This is a genomic window from Lentzea sp. NPDC058436 (assembly GCF_042721515.1).
Taxonomy (GTDB): domain Bacteria; phylum Actinomycetota; class Actinomycetes; order Mycobacteriales; family Pseudonocardiaceae; genus Lentzea.
This window is the reverse complement of record NZ_JBHXLF010000001.1, coordinates 878796-900972: the sequence shown is the minus strand read 5'-3', so window position 1 is coordinate 900972 and position 22177 is coordinate 878796. Positions and strand designations below refer to the sequence as shown.

Annotated in this window: 1 protein-coding gene; it reads right to left on the bottom strand. The window is 73.3% G+C overall.

Going from position 1 to position 22177, the window contains the following annotated elements:
• Positions 1-39: 39 nt before the first annotated feature.
• Positions 40-22143 (bottom strand): SDR family NAD(P)-dependent oxidoreductase, encoded by a 22104-nt coding sequence (locus tag ACFWN2_RS03525; RefSeq protein WP_382424680.1) that lies wholly within the window; start codon positions 22141-22143, stop codon positions 40-42.
• Between the last annotated feature and the right edge of the window lie 34 nt (positions 22144-22177).

Genomic DNA, 22177 nt, shown 5'->3' with positions numbered 1-22177 from the left:
CCTGCTGGGACGCTGCCACCACGGAAAGGTGGAAGTGGGTCAGAGTTCGTTGTCGAGCAGGGAGAACATGTCGTCCAAGGTGGCCGACTCGAGGTCCGCCCGGTCGTCCGAGCCGGCACGGGTCTTGTCCCGCCACAGCTCGACCAGCCGGCGCAGCCTGGTTTCCACGTGCGCCCCGTCGGTGGTCGCCGGGTCCAGCGCCGACAGCGCCGCCTCCAGTTGGACGATCTCGCTGTCCACACCGGACGCTTCAGCGGCGGCCGCGGGGACCACCTCGGTCTGGAGGAACTCCGACATGGCGTCCGGAGTCGGGTAGTCGAAGATCAGCGTCGCCGGCAGGCGCAGGCCGGTGGCCTCACCGAGCCGGTTGCGCAGCTCGACCGCGGTCAGCGAGTCGAAGCCCAGGTCGGTGAACGCCCGGTCGGGCTCGACCACGTCCGGTCCCGAGTGACCGAGCACGGCCGCCGCCTGCCTGCGGACCACGTCGAGCAGTGCCTGCCGGGCGTCCGCCTGGGACAGTCCGGCCAGACGCCGCCTCAGCTCGTCCGCCTGCGCCGCCGCGTCGGCCGAGGCCGCACGACGGGTGCGCGGAGTCGGTACCAGTGCCCGCAGCAGCGGCGGCAGAGAAGCGGTCTGGGCGTGCGCCCTCAACCCGGCCAGGTCCAGCTTCACCGGCACCGTCACCGGTGCCGCCATGGACGTGGCGAGGTCGAACAGCGCCAGCCCCTCGTCCGGGGTGAGCGCACCGATGCCGTCGCGTGCCATCCGGCCGGTGCCCGTGTCCGCGCCCATGCCGTCGGCCCAGAGGCCGTAGGCGAGGGACGAGGCGGGCAGGCCCAGCGAACGGCGGTGTTCCGCGAGCGCGTCGAGGAACGTGTTCGCCGCGGCGTAGTTCGCCTGGCCCGGTGCGCCCAGGACGCCCGCGGCCGAGGAGAAGAGGACGAACATCGCCAGGTCCCGGCCCAGGGTCAGCTCGTGCAGGTTCCAGGCCGCGTCCACCTTCGGGCGCAGCACGGTGTCCAGTCGCTGCGGGGTGAGCGAGGTGAACAGACCGTCGTCGAGCACGCCGGCGGCGTGGACGACGCCGGTCAGCACCGGGATGCTCTCCAGCAGCTCCTCCAGCGCGGAGCGGTTGGCCGCGTCGCAGGCGACGACGCGCACCTTGGCACCCAGCTCGGCCAGTTCGTCGGCCAGGTCCGCCGCGCCAGGAGCGTCGAAACCACGCCGGCCCACGAGAACGAGGTCCCGCACGCCGAGGGCGGTGACGAGGTGCCGCGCCACGACGGCGCCGAGGCCACCGGTGCCGCCGGTGACGAGCACCGTGCCGTTCACGTCGAGCGCCCGCGGCACGGTCAGGACGACCTTGCCGACATGACGGCCCTCGGAGAGGTGGCGCAGCGCCTCGGGAGCCTCGCGCACGTCCCAGGAGCGGATCGGCAGCGGGGTGAGCCGGCCCGACTCGAACATCGTGATCAGCTCCTCCCACATCGTCGCGATCCGTTCGGCACCCGCGTCGGTCACGTCGAGCACCCGGTAAGTCACATCTGGATACTGCCCTGCGAAATCGCTCGCCGGGCGAAGATCGCCGTTCCCCATTTCCACGAACCGCCCACCGCGCGGCAACAGCCGCATCGACGCCTCGGCGAACTCACCGGAGAGACCGTTGAGGACGACGTCGACGCCGCGTCCGTTGCTGGAGGCCAGGAACCGCTCCTCGAAGCCGAGGCTGCGCGAGGACGCGATGCGGCTGTCGGGCAGGCCCGCGGCGCGCAGCACGTTCCACTTGCCCTCGGCGGCCGTGCCGTAGACCTCGGCGCCGAGGTGGTGGGCGATCTGGGTGGCGGCCATGCCGACGCCACCGGCCGCGGCGTGGATGAGCACCGACTCCCCGGCCGACAACCGGGCAAGGTCCTTCAGCGCGTACCAGGCCGTCAGGAACGCCAGCGGCACGGAGGCCGCCTGCTCGAACGTCCACCAGTGGGGAATCCTCGTGACCAACGCGCGGTCGGTGCGGACCACCGGACCGAAACCGCCGTGCACCAGGCCCATCACCGGATCGCCGACGCGGAGGTCCGTGACGCCCTCCCCCAGTTCCAGGACGACGCCCGCGGCCTCGCGGCCGAGCGGTCCGGACTGGCCGTCCAGGACGGTGCGCACGTCGCGGAAGCTCGCTCCCGCGGCGCGGACACCGATCCGCACCTCGTGTGCGGCAAGGGGTTCATCGGCTTCCGGGGCGGGCTGGAGCGTGAACCGGTCCAGGGTTCCTCCCGGTGAGTCCACCCGCCAGGTGTCCTCGCCGGGCGGGGGCACCAGTTCCGGCGCACTGCTCGCGGGAAGCAGCCGGCAGGCGTGCACGACGCCGTCGCGCACGGCCAGCTGCGTCTCCTCTCCGAGGTTCGCGAGCGCCGTGTCCACGTCCTCCCCGGAAGCGTCCAGCAGCACCAGCCGGCCGGGGTTCTCCGCCTGGGCGCTGCGAACGAGACCCCAGATCGACGCCGCGACCGGGTCGACCTCGTCGGACGGTCGTGCCCGCATCGCGTCGCGGGTGAGCACGACGAGCCTGCCGTCCGCGTTGCGCTCGTCCGCCAGCCATTCCTGGACGGTGGCGAGCGTGCTCACGAGCACTTCGCGCACGGCCTGCGGAACCGCCTGTGCGGGCGGTTCCGCCCTGAGCACCGTCACCGCGGTCTGCCCGGCCTCGTCGTGGTACGACCAGGCGACCGGGTTCCCGTCACCCGCGACCGGAACCCATTCCGTCCGGAACAGAGAGTCCGAAGTGGACTCGGTGCCGAGCTGGTCCGTCGACACCTCGCGCAGCACCAGAGATCCGACCGTGAGCAACGGCGCGCCCGCGGTGTCGGTGATCTCCAGCCGGACCGTCTTGGCGTCGGTGGGGGTCACCGTCACTCGGATCGCGGTCGCGTTCGTGGCGTGCAGCGAGACATCGCGCCACAGGAACGGCAGGAGTGCGCTCGTGTCGCCGGTGAACCCGAGCAGACCGATGGGGTGCAGGGCCGCGTCGAGCAACGCCGGGTGGATGCCGAACCGCGTCACGTCACCGTGCGCCGCCTCCGGCAGCACGACCTCGGCGAAGATCTGCTCCTCGTGCAGCCAGGCGGAGGTGACGCCCTGGAACACCGGGCCGTAGCCCAGTCCCGTGGCCGCCAGGTCGGAGTAGAGGCCTTCCAGGTCGAGGACCTCCGCCCCCGCGGGCGGCCATGCGCCGGCCACCACCGGAAGGCGGTCCTCGTCGGGCATGAGCACGCCGGCGGCGTGCTGCGTCCACGGTTCCTCGACGGAGGCGTCGGCCCGCCGCGAGTACACCGCGACCTCGCGCCCGGCGTCTGCTGCCGCGGCGCCGACGACGACCTGGACGGCCAGGCCGCCCTGGTCGGGCAGCACCATCGGCGCCGCCAGGGTCAGTTCGACGATCCTGGGACAGCCGACCTCGTCGCCTGCCCGGACGGCCATCTCGACCAGTGCCGCGCCGGGGACCAGGACCGCGCCGAGCACGGTGTGGTCCGCGAGCCACGGTTGGGCGGAGCGCGACAGCCTGCCGAAGCAGGTCAGCCCGTCCCCGTTCGGCGCCGAGGCGGTCGCGCCGAGCAGCGGGTGCTCGGTCGTCGCCAGCCCGAGCCCGGCGGCGTCACCGGTCGCCGGGCCGCTGTCGAGCCAGTAGCGCTCGCGCTGGAACGCGTAGGTCGGAAGCTCGGTGCGCCGCGCTCCGGTACCGGCGAAGAACACCTCCCAGTCCGGGGCCACGCCCGCCGCCACCAGACGGCTGAAGGCGACCGCGGCGGACTGCGGTTCGGCGCGGTCCTTGCGCAGCAACGGAACGAACACCGCGCCGTCGCTCACGCAGTCGTGTCCCATCGCGGACAGCACGCCGTCCGGACCCAGCTCGGCGAACTTCGTGACGCCCGCGGCCTCCAGCTCGCGCATCCCGTCCGCGAACCGGACGGTGTCCCGCACGTGCCGGACCCAGTACTCCGGGTCGGTCAGCTCCGTCGCCCGCAGGCCGGTCACGTTCGACACGACCGGAATCGCGGGCTCGCGGTAGTCCAGCGATCGCGCGACCTCGGCGAACTCCGCGAGCATCGGGTCCATCAACGCCGAGTGGAAGGCGTGCGAGACCTCCAGTCGCCTGGTGCGGCGGCCGAGCGCGCGGAAGCTCTCGGCCACGGCCAGCGTCGGACCCTCCACTCCGGACAGCACGACGGCGGACGGCCCGTTGACGGCGGCCAGGCCCACCTCGGCGGTGAGGTGCTCGCGCACCTCGTCCTCGGTGGCCTCGACGGCCACCATCGCGCCGCCGGTGGGCAGTGCCTGCATCAGGCGTCCGCGAGCCTCGACCAGCTTCGCCGCGTCCCGCAGGGACAACACCCCTGCGACGTGTGCCGCGCTCAGCTCGCCGATGGAGTGGCCGGCCAGGAAGTCCGGTCGCACGCCCCACGACTCGATCAGCCGGTACAGCGCGACTTCCAGAGCGAACAGCGCGGGCTGGGCGTTGCCCGTTCGGTTGAGCACCTCGGCGTCGTCGATCTCCCGGATGCCGGGCAGCAACGCCGCGATCTCGTCGTAGGCCTCGGCGAACACGGGGAACGCCGCGTACAGCTCGCGACCCATGCCCAGCCGCTGGCTGCCCTGGCCCGTGAACAGCACGGCGAGCTTGCCGCCGACGGCACGGCCGGTCGTCACGTTCGCCGCGGTCAGCCCGTCCGCCAGGGCGGCGAGCCCTGCGCGCACGTCGGCGGGGCTCCCGGTCACGACCGCGCACCGTTCGTGCGAGGCACGCGTGGTGACCAGGGAGTACGCGACGTCCACCGGTTCCGCGAGCTCCGCGTTGAGCAGACGTGCCGCCTGCTCGCGCAGGGCGTTCTCCGTCCGTCCGAAGAGGACGTACGGGAGCAGAGCCGGCTTCCTGACCTCCCGCGGCGCCGGCGGGACCTCCGGCCCCTGCTCCAGGATGACGTGCGCGTTGGTGCCGCTGATGCCGAACGCGGACACGGCCGCACGACGCGGGCGGTCGCGCCGCACCCACAGCCGGGCCTCGGTCGCCAGTTCGACCGCACCGCCCGCCCAGTCCACGTGCGGGGACGGCGAGTCGATGTGCAGGCTCGCCGGGACGATCCCGTGCCGCATCGCCTCGACCATCTTGATGATCCCTGCGACGCCGGCCGCGGCCTGGGTGTGGCCGATGTTGGACTTCACCGAGCCGAGCACGAGCGGCTCGTCCCGGTCCTGGCCGTAGGTGGCCAGGACGGCCTGCGCCTCGATCGGGTCACCCAGCGCGGTGCCCGTGCCGTGCGCCTCCAGCGCGTCCACGTCCGAAGTGGACAGTTGAGCGGCCGCGAGGGCCTGACGGATCACGCGGACCTGGGACGGGCCGTTCGGGGCGGTGAGACCGTTGGACGCGCCGTCCTGGTTCACCGCGGAACCCCTGACCACCGCCAGGACGCGGTGACCGTTGCGCTGGGCGTCGGACAACCGCTCCAGGAGCAGGAACCCGGCGCCCTCCGACCAGCCGGTGCCGTCCGCCGCCGCGGCGAACGGCTTGCACCGGCCGTCTGCGGCCAGTCCGCGCTGCCGGGAGAACTCGATGAACGGGTTCGGCGTCGCCATCACCGTCGCACCGCCCGCCAGTGCCAGGTCGCAGTCACCGGACCGCAGCGCCTGCGCCGCGAGGTGCAGCGCGACCAGCGACGACGAGCACGCCGTGTCCACCGAGACCGCAGGGCCCTCCAGGCCGAAGGTGTAGGACACCCGGCCGGACAGGACGCTGTTCGCGCTGCCGGTGCCGAGCAGGCCCTCGAACCCGTCGGGAGTGCTGGTCAGGCGGGAGGCGTAGTCGTTGTACATCACGCCGGCGAACACACCGGTGGGGCTGCCCTTGAGCGTCACCGGGTCGATCCCGGCGCGTTCGAAGGCCTCCTGGGCGGTCTCCAGCAGCAGGCGCTGCTGCGGGTCGACGGTCATCGCCTCGCGCGGCGAGATGCCGAAGAACTCGGCGTCGAAGTCCGCCGCGTCGAGCAGGAACCCTCCCTCGCGGGCGTAGCTCGTCCCGGTGTGGTCGGGGTCCGGGTCGTACAGGCCGTCGAGGTCCCAGCCGCGGTCGGCCGGGAACGGCGTGATCGCGTCGGTGCCCTCCGCCACCAGCCGCCACAGGTCCTCCGGCGAGCGGACGCCACCGGGGTAGCGGCAGCTCATCGCGATGATCGCGATCGGCTCGTCCGGTGCGGCGGACCGCGCCGGCGCGACCGCGGTGGTCTCCGCCGCGCCGATCAGTTCGGTGCGCACGTAGTCCGCGAGCGCCAGCGGCGTCGGGTAGTCGAAGATCAGCGTCGCCGGCAGACGCAGGCCGGTGGCCTCACCGAGCCGGTTGCGCAGCTCGACCGCCGTGAGCGAGTCGAAGCCCAGTTCCGTGAACGCACGGCCCACCTCCACCGCGGCAGTACCGCTGTGGCCCAGCACCTCGGCGACGCGAACGCGGACGAGGTCCGTGACGTGCGCCTGCTGGTCGGCGTCGGAGAGCCTCGACAGGGTCTCCAGCAGCGCCGACACCGCCTGGGCGTTCACGGCGCCGCGCAGCCGCGGAACCCTGACCAGACCGCGCAGCACGGCGGGGATCGGTGACGTGCGGGCGTGGACCTGCAACGTCGCGAGGTCCAGCTTCACCGGCACCGGCACCGCCGTCTGCGCGGCGAGTGCGGCGTCGAACAGCGCCAGACCCTCCTCTTCGGACAGTGCGCCGAAGCCGTCGCGGCTCAGCCTGTCCACATCGGACCCGTCGCCCATGCCGTCGGCCCACAGGCCGTAGGCCACGGACCGGGCGGGCAGCCCCTCGGCGACCCGCTGCTCGGCCAGTGCGTCGAGGACCGCGTTCGCCGCGGCGTAGTTCGCCTGCCCGGGGCCGCCGAGGATGCCGGAGACCGAGGAAAGCAGGACGAACTGGCTCAGCGAACGGTCACGGGTCAGCTCGTGCAGCGCCACGGCCGCGTCGGCCTTGGGACGCAGCACGGTGTCGACCCGCTCGGGCGTCAGGGCCGTGACCACACCGTCGTCGAGCACACCGGCGGCGTGCACGACCCCGGTCAGGTCGGGGATCGAGTCCAGCAACGCCGCCAGGGCGTCCCTGTCCGCGACGTCGCACGCCTTGACCTCGGCATCCAGTTCCGCGGCCAGGTCGGCCGCTCCGGGCGCTTCCAGGCCACGGCGGCTGGTCAGCACCAGCTTCGTGACGCCGTGCACCTGCGCGAGGTGGCGGGCGACGGCGGCGCCGATCCCACCCGTGCCACCGGTGACGAGGACGGTGCCCTCGCCCCACGCGGCCGGGTCGTTGGTGCGCGCCCGGACGAGCCGGGGTGCGAGCGTCTGTCCGTTGTGGACGCGGACCTGCGGCTCGCCGGTTGCCAGCGCCGCGTCCACGTCGTCACCCTCGACGACGACGAACCGGCCGGGGTTCTCCGACTCCGCGCTGCGGACCAGTCCGCGCACCGCCGCACCGGACAGCGAGCCGTCGGTCACGACGGCCAGCCGTGCGTCGGCGAACCGCTCCTCGGCCAAGAATCCCTGGATAGCGGTCAGGGTGCTGTGCAGGACGTCCCGGGGTTCGCCCGCCGGAACCTCCAGCACCAACGCCGAAGGAACGTCGTCGCCGACCTCGTTCAGCGGCAGGTGCTCGACCGCCGTGCCCTGTGCGGGCACGGGAACCCAGGACAGCTCGTACAGCGACTCGTCGTTCGTGCGCAGCTGTTCGGCGGAGGCGGCGCGGACGACCAGCGAGCCGATCGTCGCGACGGGGGTGCCGGTGCTGTCGGCGACGAGGACGGACACCCTGTCGGTGCCGGTCGACGTGACCCGGACGCGCAGCGTGGTCGCGCCGGTCGCGTGCAGGGTCACCGAGCCGAACGAGAACGGCAGACGGGTCCCCTCCCCCGCCATCAGCCCGATCGCGTGCAACGCCGCGTCGAGCAGCGCCGGGTGCAGGCCGAACCGGCCCGCCTGGTCGTGTTCCTCTTCCGGAAGCGCGACCTCGGCCCAGACGTCGCCGCCGTCGCGCCAGGCGGCCCGCAGGCCCTGGAACACCGGTCCGTAGCTCAGTCCGGCGGCAGCGAAGTCCTCGTACAGGCCGTCGAGCTCCACGGCCTCACCGGCGGGCGGCCAGGCCGTCAGGTCGAACGCCGGAGCGGACGTGGTGGGTGACAACACGCCCGTGGCGTGCTCGGTCCATGCTCCGTGCGCACTGCGGGAGTGCACCGACACCGGTCGCCTTTGAGCGCCGTCGGCCGCGCCGACGAGCACCTGGACGTCCAGCGCACCGGACGCCGGCAGCAGCAGCGGCGCCTGGACCGTGAGCTCCTCGACCGTGCCGCAGCCGGCTTCGTCGCCGGCCCGCACGACCAGTTCCAGGAGCCCGGTCCCCGGCAGGAGCACCGTGCCCAGCGCGGCGTGGTCCGCGAGCCACGGGTGCGTGGCCAGCGACAGCCGGCCGGTGAGCGCCCACCCGTCGCCGTCGGCGAAGGGCACGGCCGCACCGAGCAGCGGGTGCTCGGTGGGCACGAGACCGACGGACGAGACGTCGGCTCCGGCGCCGGAGGAGGCGAGCCAGAACCGCTGGTGCTGGAACGCCGACGTCGGCAGGTCGACGATCCGCGCGCCGGTCCCGGCGAACACCGCGGACCAGTCGACCTGCTCGCCCCTGGTGTGGGCGGCGGCGAGCCCGGTCAGCGCGGACGTGGCCTCGTCGCGGTCCTTGCGCAGGAACGAGGTGAAGAGGCCGTCGGCGCTGTCGGCACCCATCGCGGACAGCACGCCGTCCGGCCCGACTTCGAGGAACCGCGTGACGCCCTTGTCGCCGAGCGAGGAGATGGCGTCGGCGAACCGGACGGTCGCCCGGACGTGCTCGACCCAGTGCTCGGGGTCGGTCAGCCGGTCGGTGACGAGTTCGCCGGTGACCGTGGAGACGACCGGGATCGACGGTGCCGTGTAGGTCAGCGAGCGCGCGACCTCCGCGAACTCGGCGAGCATCGGCTCCATCAGGGCCGAGTGGAACGCGTGCGAGACCGCCAGCCGCTTGGTGCGGCGGCCGAGCTTCTCGAACTTCGCGGCGACCTTGAGGGTCGGCGCCGAAGCCCCGGACAGCACCACGGCGTTCGGGCCGTTGACGGCGGCCAGCGAAACCTCGGAAGACAGGTGCTCGCGGACCTCGTCCTCGGTCGCCTGAACGGCGACCATCGCACCACCGTCGGGCAGCGCCTGCATCAGACGGCCCCGAGCGGACACGAGCTTCGCCGCGTCCTCCAGTGACAGGACACCGGCGACGTGCGCCGCCGCGATCTCACCGATCGAGTGCCCGGCCAGGAAGTCCGGCAGGACGCCCCACGACCGGACGAGGCGGAACAGCGCCACTTCCAGCGCGAAGATCGCCGGCTGCGCGTTGCCCGTCAGGTTCAGCACGTCCGCGTCGGTGATCTCCCGGATGCCGGGCAGGTGACCGCAGACCTCGTCGTACGCCTCGGCGAAGACCGGGAACGCCTCGTGCAGCCCGGCGCCCATGCCCAGCCGCTGGGAGCCCTGTCCGGTGAACAGGACCGCCGTCCGTCCGGAGTGGACCCTGCCGGTCGTGACCGACGCGGCGGTCTCGCCGGCCGACAACGCCGTCAGACCGGCACGCAGCTCCTCCGCGGTGGAGCCGACCACGACGGCACGGTGGTCGTGCGAGGTGCGCGTGGTGGCAAGGGAAAGGCCGAGGTCGGCGTGCTGGCCGTCGACTGCGAGCAGCCGGACCGCCTGCTCGCGCAGGGCTTCCTCGCTGCGCCCGGAGAGCACCCAGGGCACGGCGGGAAGCTCCGCGTCCTCACGCGGCAGCACGGCCACGTCCGGAGCCTGCTCCAGGATCACGTGCGCGTTGGTGCCGCTGATGCCGAACGACGACACGGCGGCACGGCGCGGCCGGTCGCTCTCGGGCCAGGCGCGCTGCTCGGTGAGCAGGCTGACGTCACCGGACGCCCAGTCGACGTGCGGGGTCGGCTCGTTCAGGTGCAGCGTCGCCGGAAGCACGCCGTGGCGCAGCGCCTGCACCATCTTGATCACGCCGGCGACACCGGCCGAGGCCTGCGTGTGGCCGATGTTCGACTTGATCGAACCGAGGTAGAGCGGCTCCTCCTCGCGTTCCTGACCGTAGGTGGCGAGCAACGCCTGGGCCTCGATCGGGTCGCCCAGCGGGGTGCCGGTCCCGTGCGCCTCGACGACGTCCACAGTGGACGAAGCGATGCCCGCGCTGGCCAGCGCCTGCCGGATCACCCGCTGCTGCGAGGGCCCGTTCGGGGCGGTGAGGCCGTTGGACGCGCCGTCCTGGTTCACCGCGGAACCCTTGACCACGGCCAGAACCCGGTGACCGTGGCGCCGGGCGTCGGACAACCGCTCCAGCACCAGGACACCCACGCCCTCGGACCAGCCGGTGCCGTCGGCGTCGCCGGAGAAGGACTTGCACCTGCCGTCGGCGGCTAGGCCGCGCTGGCGGGAGAAGCCGATGAACGTGTCCGGCGTGGCCATGACGGTGACGCCGCCCGCCAGTGCCATCGAGCACTCACCCGAGCGCAGCGCCTGCATCGCCCAGTGCATGGCGACCAGCGAGGACGAGCACGCCGTGTCGACCGTGACGGCGGGGCCCTCCAGGCCGAGGGTGTAGGCCACGCGACCGGACAGCACGCTGCCGGACGTCCCGGTGCCGATGAAACCCTCGACGCCGTCGGGCAGCACGCCGAGGCGCGCGCCGTAGTCGTGGTACATCAAGCCGGCGAACACGCCGGTCTGCGAGCCCTTGAGCCCGGACGGGTCGACCCGCGCGTGCTCCAGCGCCTCCCAGGAGACCTCCAGCAGCAACCGCTGCTGCGGGTCCATCGCCAGCGCCTCGCGCGGCGAGATGCCGAAGAACTCAGGGTCGAAGTCACCGGCGTCGTGCAGGAACCCGCCCTCGCGCGTGTAGGTCTTGCCCTGCGCGTCCGGGTCGGGGTGGTAGATGCCGTCGACGTCCCACCCGCGGTCCTCGGGGAAGCGGGTGACGCCGTCGCGGCCGTGGGTGACCAGGTCCCACAGGTCGTCGGGCGACCCGACGCCACCGGGGTAGCGGCAGGCCATGCCGACGATCGCGATCGGGTCGTCGCCGAGCGCCACGGAGGTGAACGCGGGCGTCGCCGCGTCGGCCAGCTCGTCGACGAACTCGGCCTGGAGGAACTCGGCCAGCGTGAGGGGCGTCGGGTAGTCGAACGTGAGGGTGGCGGGCAGCCGGAGACCCGTGGCCGCGTCGAGGCGGTTGCGGAGCTCGACCGCGGTGAGCGAGTCGAACCCCAGGTCGCCGAACGCGCGGTCGGTCTCGACCGCGTCCGGGCTGGTGTGGCCCAGCACCAGGGCGACCTCGGTGCGGATCAGGTCGAGCAGCTGCCGCAGTCGCTCGGCCGGCGGAAGCGCGCCCAGCCGCTGGCGCAGGCCGGTGCCCTCCTCCGCTCGCGCGGTGCGGCGCGGGCGGACCTTGACGAGGCTCCGCAGGACGTGCGGGACCACTCCGGTGGCCTTCGCGCTCTCCCTGGCCGCGGCGACGTCCAGCCGCATCGCGACCGGGTTCGCGTCGTCGCCGAGCGCGACCAGGTCGAACAGCGTCAAGCCGTCCTCGGCCGACAGCGCCGCGAAGCCCGCGGCTCCCGCCGCCTGGCCGTGGCCCATGCCCTCGTCCCACAGGCCGTAGGCGATCGACGTCGCCGGCAGTCCCTGCGCCCGTCGGTGGGCGGCGAGGCCGTCGAGGTAGCCGTTCGCCGCGGCGTAGTTGGCCTGGCCCGGCGCGCCGAACGTGCCCGCGATCGAGGAGAACGTGACGAACAGGTCAAGGTCGGTGGTCAGGTCGTGCAGGTGCCGGGCGGCCTCCGCCTTGGGACGCAGCACGGCTTCGACGCGTTCGGGGGTCATCGCGTCGAGCACACCGTCGTCGAGGACGCCGGCCGCGTGCACGATCCCGCGCAGCGGCTGGTCGGCGGGGACGAGGGCGAGCGCGGCCTCGATCTGACCGCGGTCGGAGACGTCGCACGCGGCGACCGTCACCTCGGCGCCGAGTGCGGTCAGCTCCTGCACCAGTGCGGGTGCGCCGGGGCTGTCGCCACCGGAACGGCTGACGAGCAGCAGGTTCCGGACGCCGTGGCGTTCGACGAGGCGACGGGCGACCAGCGCGCCCAGGCCTCCGGTGCCGCCGGTGACCAGGACGGTCCCGTCGAGCGTCCAGTCGCCGCCGGTCGCCTTGGCGCGGACCAGGCGCGGAACCCTCAGCTCGCCGTCGGCGAACAGGACCTCGGGCTCGCCCGTGCCGACCGCGGCAGCGACGTCACCGTCGCCGTGCACCAGCACGAACCGTTCGGGATGTTCGGCCTGCGCGCTGCGCACGAGGCCGCTCACCGCGGCGTGCGCGGGAACGTCCGGGGTCGTGCGCACGACCAGCTTCGCCTCGCGGTCCTCCGCCAGCCACGACTTCAGCAGCTCCAGGACCTCGGCGGTCAGGTCGGCCACCGCGCCTTCAGCCACGACGTGGTCGACGAACGCGTCCGCCGCCTCACCGGGTGCGAGCGGCACCCAGTCGACGGTGAACAGCGACTCGCGTTCCGCCTGGTCGACCGGGCGGAACTGCTCCTCGCTGATCTCCCTCAGCGCGAGCCGGGCGACCGACAGCACGGGGGCACCGGTGACGTCGGCGACCCGCAGCGACAGCGCGCCCGATCCCGCCGGGGCGAGCCGGACCCGCAGCGCCGTCGCGCCGGACGCGTGCAGCGTCAGGCCTGCCAGCGAGAACGGCAACCTCGCCCCGCCACCGGAGAGCCCGACGGCGTGCAGCGCGGCGTCCAGCAGGGCCGGGTGCAGGCCGAACCGGCTGACGTCGGTGTCCTCGGGCAGCTCGACCTCGGCGAACGTCTCCTCGCCCCGGCGCCACGCGGCGCGCAGGCCGCGGAACAGGCCGCCGTAGTCGAGTCCGGCCTCGGTGAGGTTCGGGTAGAAGCCGTCGAGGTCGACCGGTGCGGCGTTCTCCGGAGGCCACACGGTCTGGGGCTCTCCCGGCTCGTCGCCGCGGGCGAGCGTTCCGATGGCGTGCAGGGTCCACTCGTCGTCGACGTCGGCACCCTCGGGCCGCGAGTGGACCGTCACCGCGCGGCGACCGTCCACTTCGGACTCCGAGAGGGACACGCGGAGCTGCAGGGCCGTGGTGCCGAGCACCAGCGGCGTCTGGAGGACGAGCTCCTCGACCGTGCCGCAGCCGACCTCGTCGCCCGCGCGGACGGCCAGTTCGGCGAACGCGGTGCCGGGGAGCAGCACCGAGCCCATCACCCTGTGCCCGGCCAGCCACGGCTGGGCGTCCAGCGACAGCCGGCCCGTCAGCACGAGGCCCCCGCCGTCCGGGAGCGCGACGGTGGCGGCGAGCAGCGGGTGGTCGAGCGCGCCCAGGCCCAGGCTCGGGGCGTCACCCGCGCCCGGCGTGGAGTGAAGCCAGAACCGCTGGCGCCGGAACGGGTAGGTCGGCAGGTCCACGACCGCCGCGTCGCTGCCGGCGAAGTACTCCCGCCAGCCGACCTCGGCGCCGTGGCTGTGCAACGTGCCCAGCGCGGACACCAGCGAGGTCGTCTCGTCGCGGTCCTTGCGCAGCGACGGGACGAACACCGCCTCCGCGATGCCCTGCCCGAGGCCGGACAGGGCCGCGTCGGGACCGATCTCCAGGAACCGGGTGACGTCCAGGGCGGCCAGCGCGGTCACGCCGTCGGCGAACCGCACGGGCTCGCGCACGTGCTCGACCCAGTACTCGGGCGAGGTCACCACGCCGGGCCCGACCAGGGCACCCGTCACGGTGGACACCATCGGCACCGACGGTTCCTGGTACTCGATCGACTCCGCCACCGCGCGGAACTCGTCCAGCATCGGCTCCATCAGGGCCGAGTGGAACGCGTGCGAGACCGCCAGCCGCTTGGTGCGGCGGCCGAGCTTCTCGAACTTCTTGGCGACCTTGAGCGTCGGCGACGCCGCGCCCGACAGCACCACGGCGTTCGGGCCGTTGATCGCGGCCAGGGACACCTTGGGAGACAGGAACTCCCGGACCTCTTCCTCGGTCGTCTCAACCGCGACCATCGCACCGCCGCCGGGCAGCGCCTGCATCAGGCGGCCCCGCGCGGACACCAGCTTCGCCGCGTCCTCCAACGACAGGACACCGGCGACGTGCGCCGCCGCGATCTCACCGATCGAGTGCCCTGCGACGAAGTCGGGCGTGACACCCCACGAGCGGAGCAACCGGAACAACGCGACCTCGACGGCGAAGATCGCCGGCTGCGCGTTGCTCGTCTGCGCCAGCACGTCGGCGTCGGTGATGCCCTGGACACCGGGCAGGAGTTCGCAGACCTCGTCGTAGGCGCGGGTGAACACCGGGAACGCCTCGTACAGCCCGGCCCCCATGCCCAGCCGCTGGGTCCCCTGGCCGGCGAACAGGAACGCGAGCCTGCCGGGAGCGGCCACACCGGTGACGACGCCGGCCGCCTGGCCGGTGTCCGCGAACGCCGACAGCGCGGCGAGCGCGCTCTCGCGGTCGGTGCCGACCACTACGGCACGCCGTTCGTGCGACTGGCGGGTCGTGATCAGCGAGAAACCGAGGTCCGCCAGGGACTTCGAGCCCGCGTCCGCGGCGATCCGGCCCGCCTGTTCGCGCAGGGCCTCGTCGGTGCGGGCGGACAGCACCAGCGGTACCACCGCGGGCGGGTTGCCCTCCGCCTCCGCGACGGGTGCCGGGACGTGTTCGAGCACGACGTGCGCGTTGGTCCCGCTGAAGCCGAACGACGACACGCTCGCGCGGCGCGGCTTGCCGGTCTCCGGCCAGTCGACCTGCTCGGTCAGCAGCCGGACGGCGCCCCTGTTCCAGTCGACCTGGCCGGACGGCTCGTCGATGTGGAGGGTGCGCGGCAGCACGCCCTGGTGCATCGCCTGCACCATCTTGATGACACCGGCGATGCCCGCCGCTGCCTGCGTGTGACCGATGTTCGACTTGATCGAACCCAGGTACAGCGGCTCGTCCCGGTCCTGGCCGTAGGTGTTGAGCAGTGCCTGCGCCTCGATGGGGTCGCCGAGCCGGGTGCCCGTGCCGTGCGCCTCCACCACGTCGACGTCCGAAGTGGACAGACCGGCGTTGGCCAGCGCCTGGCGGATCACCCGCTGCTGCGACGGACCGTTCGGCGCGGTGAGACCGCTGGACGCGCCGTCCTGGTTCACCGCGGAACCCTTGAGCAGGGCCAGCACCTGGTGGCCGTTGCGTCGTGCGTCCGACAGGCGCTCCAGGAGCACCATGCCGACGCCCTCGCCCCAGCTGACGCCGTCGGCGCCGTCGGCGAAGGCCTTGCAACGGCCGTCGAGCGCCATGGCCTGCTGCTTGCTGAAGTCGATGAACGGGCCGGGGGTGGACATCACGGTCACGCCGCCGGCCAGGGCGAGCTCGCACTCACCGGAACGGAGCGAGTGGGCCGCCATGTGCAGTGCCACGAGCGACGACGAGCAGGCGGTGTCGACCGACACGGCCGGTCCCTCGAAGCCGAACGTGTAGGCGATGCGCCCGGACATCATCGAGCCCGAGGTGCCGGTGCCGAGGAAGCCCTCGACGTCGTCGGGGATCGTCTTCAGCTGTGAGGCGTAGTCGTGGTAGATCGCGCCGGCGAACACACCGGTCGCACTGCCGCGCAGGTCCGCGGGCTTGAGCCCGGCGCGCTCGAACGCCTCCCAGGAGACCTCCAGCAGCAACCGCTGCTGCGGGTCCATCGCCAACGCCTCGCGCGGCGAGATCCGGAAGAACTCGGGGTCGAAGTCGCCGGCGTCCTCCAGGAACGCGCCGACACGGGTGTTCGAGACGCCCTGCTTGCCCGGCGTGGTGTCGAACAGCGACGCCAGGTCCCAGCCGCGGTCGTCGGGGAACGGGGAGATCCCCTCGCGGCCCTCGGACACCAGCGACCAGAGGTCCTCCGGCGAACGCACTCCGCCGGGGAAGCGGCAGCTCATGGCGACGATCGCGATGGGGTCGTCGTCGTCGGCGGCGACCTGCGCGCGCACCTGGGGCGTGCTCGTCACGCCCAGCTCGCCCATCAGTTCGGAGCGCAGGAAACCCGCCAGCGAGACGGGGGTCGGGTGGTCGAAGGTCACCGTCGACGGCAGCCGCAGACCGGTCGCGGAGCTGAGTCGGTTGCGCAGCTCGACGGAGGTGAGCGAGTCGAAGCCCAGGTCCAGGAACCCTCGGCCGGGCTCGATGCCGCCGGGGGTCACGTGCCCGAGCACCAGTCCGACCTCGGTGCGGACCAGGTCCAGCAGCTCGTGGTCCTGCTCGGCCTCGGTGAGCTGGCTGAGACGGCGCGCGAGGGAGGAGTCCCGCCCGGCGCCGGACTGCGCGACGCGCCGGGCCGGCGTGCGGACGAGGCCGCCGAGCACGGCCGGCAGCGCGGTGCCCCGCGCGGAGGCGCGCAGAGCGGGCAGGTCGAGCTTGATCGGGACGGCCACGGGCGCGTCGGCCGCGAGGGCGGCGTCGAACAGCGCCAGGCCCTCCGGCACGGTGAGCGCGGGCGTTCCGCCGTTGCGCAACCGGGCGAGGTCGGCGTCGCCGAGCGCCTCGCCCATGCCGGCCGCCCACAGGCCCCACGCCATCGACTGGCCGGGCAGGCCGAGGGCACGCCGGTGCTCGGCGAGCGCGTCGAGGTACGCGTTCGCGGCGGCGTAGCTGCCCTGCCCCGGCGCGCCGAGCACACCGGCGGCCGAGGAGAACGTGAGGAAGAAGGCCAGGTCGTGGTGTGCGGTCAGCTCGTGCAGGTACCGGGCGGCGTCCGCCTTCGGCCCCAGCACGCCCGCCACCCGTTGCGGGGTCAGCGAGTCGATCGTGCCGTCGTCGAGCACACCGGCCGCGTGCACGACGCCGGTCAGGTCGACGCCGTCGAGCAGTGCGGCGAGCGCGTCGCGGTCCGCCACGTCGCAGGCGACGGCCGTCACCTCGGCGCCCAGCGCGGTGAGCTCGTCGACCAGCGCCTGCGCGCCGGGGGCGGCGAGTCCGCGGCGGCTGGTGAGCAGGAGTCCGCGCACGCCGTGGTCGGTGACCAGGTGCTTGGCCACCACGGCACCGAGGCCTCCGGTGCCACCGGTCACCAGGACCGTCCCGCCCGGCTCGGCCGTCCTCGGCATCGACAGCGCGATCTTGCCGATGTGCTTGGCCTGGCTCAAAAAGCGGAACGCCGCCCGTGCCTGGCGCACGTCCCACACCTTCACCGGAAGCGGTTCGAGGACGCCCCGTTCGAACAGCTCGACGAGGGCGGTCCACATCTGCGCGGTGCGCTCGGGTCCCGCCTCGCTGAGGTCGAACGCCTGGTAGCTCACGTCCTGCCCGACGGTGGCCACGTCGCGGACGTCGGCCTTGCCCATCTCCAGGAAGCGGCCACCCGGAGCCATGGTCCGCAGCGACGCGTCCACGAAGTCGCCCGCCAGTGCGTTGAGCACGACGTCGACCTGGCCGAACCGCTGCTCGAAGTCGAGCGTGCGCGACGAGGCGATGTGCTCCTCGGCGATGCCCGCCTCCCGCAGCACGTGCTGCTTGCTCTCGCTCGCCGTGCCGTAGACGACGGCGCCCAGGTGGTTCGCGAGCTGCGTCGCCGCCATGCCCACGCCGCCGGCGGCGGAGTGGATCAGGATCGACTCCCCCGCCTTCAGCTCGCCCAGGTCGCACAGCGCGTAGTACGCGGTGAGGAACACCAGCGGCACGGTCGCGGCCTGCTCGTACGTCCACCCCGCGGGCTTGCGGGTGATCATCTGACGTTCGACCACGGCCGACGGGCCACCGCCACCGGCGACCAGGCCCATCACCTCGTCGCCGGGCGCGAGGTCGGTCACGGACGCGCCCACCTCGGTCACGACACCGGCGAGCTCGCTGACGAGCAGTCCCGCCTCGCCGCGGTACATGCCCAGGACGTTCAGCACGTCCCGGAAGTTCAGGCCCGCCGCGCGCACCGCGACGCGGACCTCGGTCGGTGCGAGCGGCCGCGCCTCCACCGGCTCCAGCACCAGGTGGTCGACGGTGCCCTGACCGGTCATGCCCAGCCGCCAGTCACCCGCGGGCGGGATCATGCGGCCGGTGGTCTCCGTGGCGACCAGGCGCGGCACCAGGAGCTCGCCGTCGCGCACGGCCAGTTGCGGCTCGTCGGACGTGATGGCGGCGTCGGTGATCTCGGCCGCGTCCACCAGCGCGAAGCGGTCGGGGTGCTCGGACTGAGCGGAGCGCACCAGGCCCCAGACCGCGGCCACGACCGGGTCGACGGTGGGGTCGTCCGCACCGGTCGAGACGGCGTCGACGGTGTGGACGACCAGCTTCGCGGTCTCGAACCGCTCGTCGGCCAGCCACTGCTGAAGAACGTCGAGCGTCGCGGCGAGCGTGCTCCGCACGTCCTCGCCGCCGGCGCGGTACACGACGACCGGGGGAACTTCCTCGCCCAGGTCCTCCCACCGCACCCAGTCGAGTGCGTCACCCTGCGTCGAGGTGACCGGCTTCCAGGCCAGCTCGTAGAGCCCGTTCTGGTCGGAGGCCGTGCGGATCTGCTCGGCCGAAACGGGCCGCACCGCGAGGGAGCCGACGGTGGCGATCGGCGCGCCCTGACCGTCGGCGACCCTCAGGGTGATCGCATCGGTGCCCGCCGGGGACAGCTTCACCCTCAGGTCGGCGGCGCCGGAGGCGTGCAGGGCCACGTCGGTCCAGGCGAACGGCAGCCGGGCCTGGCCGTCACCGAGTGCCAGGGCGTGCAGTGCGGCGTCGAGCAACGCGGGGTGCAGGCCGAACCGGCCGGCCTGGTCGCGCGCCCGGTCGGGCAGCGCGACCTCGGCGAAGGTGTCCTCGCCCCACGTCCACACCGCGCGCAGGCCCTGGAACGTGTCGCCGTACTCCAGGCCCAGGGCGGCGAGCTCCTGGTAGTGGCCGTCCAGCCCGACGGACTCGGCACCGGGCGGAGGCCACTCGGCGAGGTCCCAGGGCGTGTCCTGGCGTGCCGCGGCCAGCGAACCGGAGGCGTGCAGGGTCCAAGCGCCGTCCACGGGGGCGTTGCTGGAACGCGAGTGCAGGGTCAGCGGACGGCGGCCCGCCTCGTCCGGCGGGCCCACCCACAGCTGGACGTGCACGCCCGCGTTCTCGGGCAGCACAAGTGGTGCCTGGAGGGTCAGTTCCTCGACGCCGGTCAGGCCGGTCTCGTCGGCCGCGCGCACGGCCAGTTCGACGAGGGCCGTGCCGGGCACGACCACCGCGCCCATGACGACGTGGTCGGCCAGCCACGGGTGGGTCCTCGTGGACAGGATGCCGGTGAACAGGAACCCGTCGGCGTCGGCGACGGAGACGGCGGCACCGAGCAGCGGGTGGTCCAGCGAGCTGAGGCCGAGGCCGGACGCGTCGCCCGCGGGGGCGGTGACGGGCAGCCAGTAGCGGTCGCGCTGGAACGGGTAGGTGGGCAGGTCGACGACGCGGGCGCCGGAGAGGTACGCGGCCCAGTCGACGCGGCCGCCGTGGACGTGCAGGTCGGCGAGACCGGCGAGGATCGTCGCCACCTCGTCGCGGTCCCGGCGCAGCGCGGTGACGAACTTCCCGTCCGCGCAGTCCTGACCGGCGGCGGACAGCACGCCGTCCGGTCCCAGCTCCAGGTACCGCGTGACACCGGCCGCCGCCAGGGTCCTGACGCCGTCGGCGAACCGGACGGCCTCGCGGACGTGCCGGACCCAGTAGCCGGGGTCGCAGACCTCCTCGGTGCGGGCCAGTTCGCCCGTGACGTTGGACACCAGGGCGATCTTCGGGGTCTGGTAGGTGATCGCGCGCGCGACCTCGGCGAACTCGGCGAGCATGCCGTCCATCAGCGAGGAGTGGAACGCGTGCGAGACCTTGAGCGCCTTGGTCTTGCGGCCGGAGGCGGAGAACCCCGCGGTCATCGCGGCGACGGCGTCCGCGTCACCCGAGATCACGACCGCCTCGGGACCGTTGACCGCGGCGATGTCGACACCGTCGCGCAGCGCGGCCCTGACCTCCTCCTCGCCGGCCTGGATCGCGGCCATGGCGCCACCGGTGGGCAGCGCCTGCATGAGCCTGCCGCGCGCCTCCACCAGCTTCGCGGCGTCTTCAAGCGACCAGACGCCCGCGACGTGCGCGGCGGCCAGTTCGCCGACCGAGTGGCCGATCAGGAAGTCCGGCCGCACGCCCCACGACTCGACGAGCCGGTAGAGCGCGACTTCGAGTGCGAACAGCGCGGGCTGGGCGTTGCCCGTCTGGTTGAGCACCTCGGCGTCGTCGACCTCGCGGATGCCGGGCAGCAGTGCGGCGATCTCGTCGTAGGCCTCGGCGAACACGGGGAACGCCGCGTACAGCTCACGGCCCATGCCCAGCCGCTGGGAGCCCTGTCCGGTGAACATGACGGCGAGCTGGCCGCCGACGGCCTCGCCGGTCGTGACAGCGGGCGCCGCGGATCCCTGGGCCACGGCGCGCAGACCCGCGCGCAGGGACTCGATGTCGGTACCGGTGACGACGGCGCGGCGCTGCCCGGTCGCCCGCGTCCTGGCGAGCGAGTAGCCGATGTCGGCCGGGTGGGCGTCGACCGAGAGCAACGCCTCGGCCTGCGCCTGCAATGCCGCGTCGGTCCTGCCGGAGAGCGCCCACGGGATCACCGCGGGCACCGGCCCGCGCTCGGGGACCTCCGCGGGCTCGGGAGCCTGTTCCAGGACGACGTGCGCGTTGGTGCCGCTGATGCCGAACGACGACACGCCCGCACGGCGGACGCGGTCGGCGGGCCAGGAGTGGTTCTCGGTGAGCAGGGAGATCGCGCCGGACGACCAGTCGACCTGCGGGGTGGGGGCGTCGACGTGCAGGGTCGCGGGCAGCACTCCGTTGCGCAGCGCGAGGATCATCTTGATCACGCTCGCGACGCCGGCGGCGGCCTGCGTGTGACCGATGTTGGACTTGACCGAGCCGAGGTGCAGCGGACTGCCGGCCTCGCGGCCGCGGCCGTAGACGGCCTGCAGCGCCTGCACTTCGATCGGGTCGCCGAGGGTGGTGCCGGTGCCGTGCGCCTCGATGGCGTCGACGTCCTTCGCGGACAGGCGGGCGTCGGTGAGCGCGGCGCGGATGACGCGCTGCTGCGACGGTCCGTTGGGCGCGGTGAGGCCGTTGGACGCGCCGTCGGAGTTGACCGCCGTGCCGCGGATGACGGCGAGGACCTGGTGGCCGTTGCGCTGGGCGTCGGACAGGCGCTCCAGCACGACCACACCCGCGCCCTCGCCCCAGCCGGTGCCGTCGGAGGCCGCGGCGAACGCCTTGACCAGGCCGTCGCGGGACAGGCCGCGCTGGCGGGAGAACTCGACGAAGGCGCCGGGGTCCGACATCACCGTCGCGCCGCCGGACAGCGCCAGGTCGGACTCCCCCGCGCGCAGCGAGCGGACCGCGAGGTGCAGGGTCACCAGCGACGCCGAGCACGCCGTGTCGACGGTGACCGACGGGCCCTCCAGCCCCAGCACGTACGAGATGCGGCCGGACAGGACGCTGCCCGCGGTGCCGGTGCCGAGGTAGCCCTCGACGCCTTCGACGCCCCTGGGGATGTCGCGCGCGTAGTCCACGCCGTTGGTGCCCATGAACACCCCTGCGCGGCCGCCCTTGAGCGACGTGGGGTCGATCCCCGCGCGCTCCAGCGCCTCCCACGAGGTCTCCAGCAGCAGGCGCTGCTGCGGGTCCATCGACACGGCCTCGCGCGGCGAGACGCCGAAGAACTCCGGGTCGAACTCGTCGGCGTCGTGCACGAAGCCGCCGAGCCGCACGTAGCTGGTGCCCAGGTGGTCGGGATCGGGATCGAACAGGCCGTCGACGTCCCAGCCCCGGTTGCCGGGGAACTCGGTGATCCCGTGCCGTCCGGAGACCAGCAGGTCCCAGAACTGCTCGGGTGTGCGCACACCGCCGGGGAAGCGGCAGCCGATCCCCACGACGGCGATCGGCTCGGCTTCCCGGTCCTCGACCTCGGCCAGGCGGTTTCGGGTGCGCTGCAGCTCACCGGTGACCCGGGTCAGGTAGTCGCGCAGCTTGGCGTTCTCATCCACGGTTGCCCCACTCATTGGTCAAGATCACGAGCGC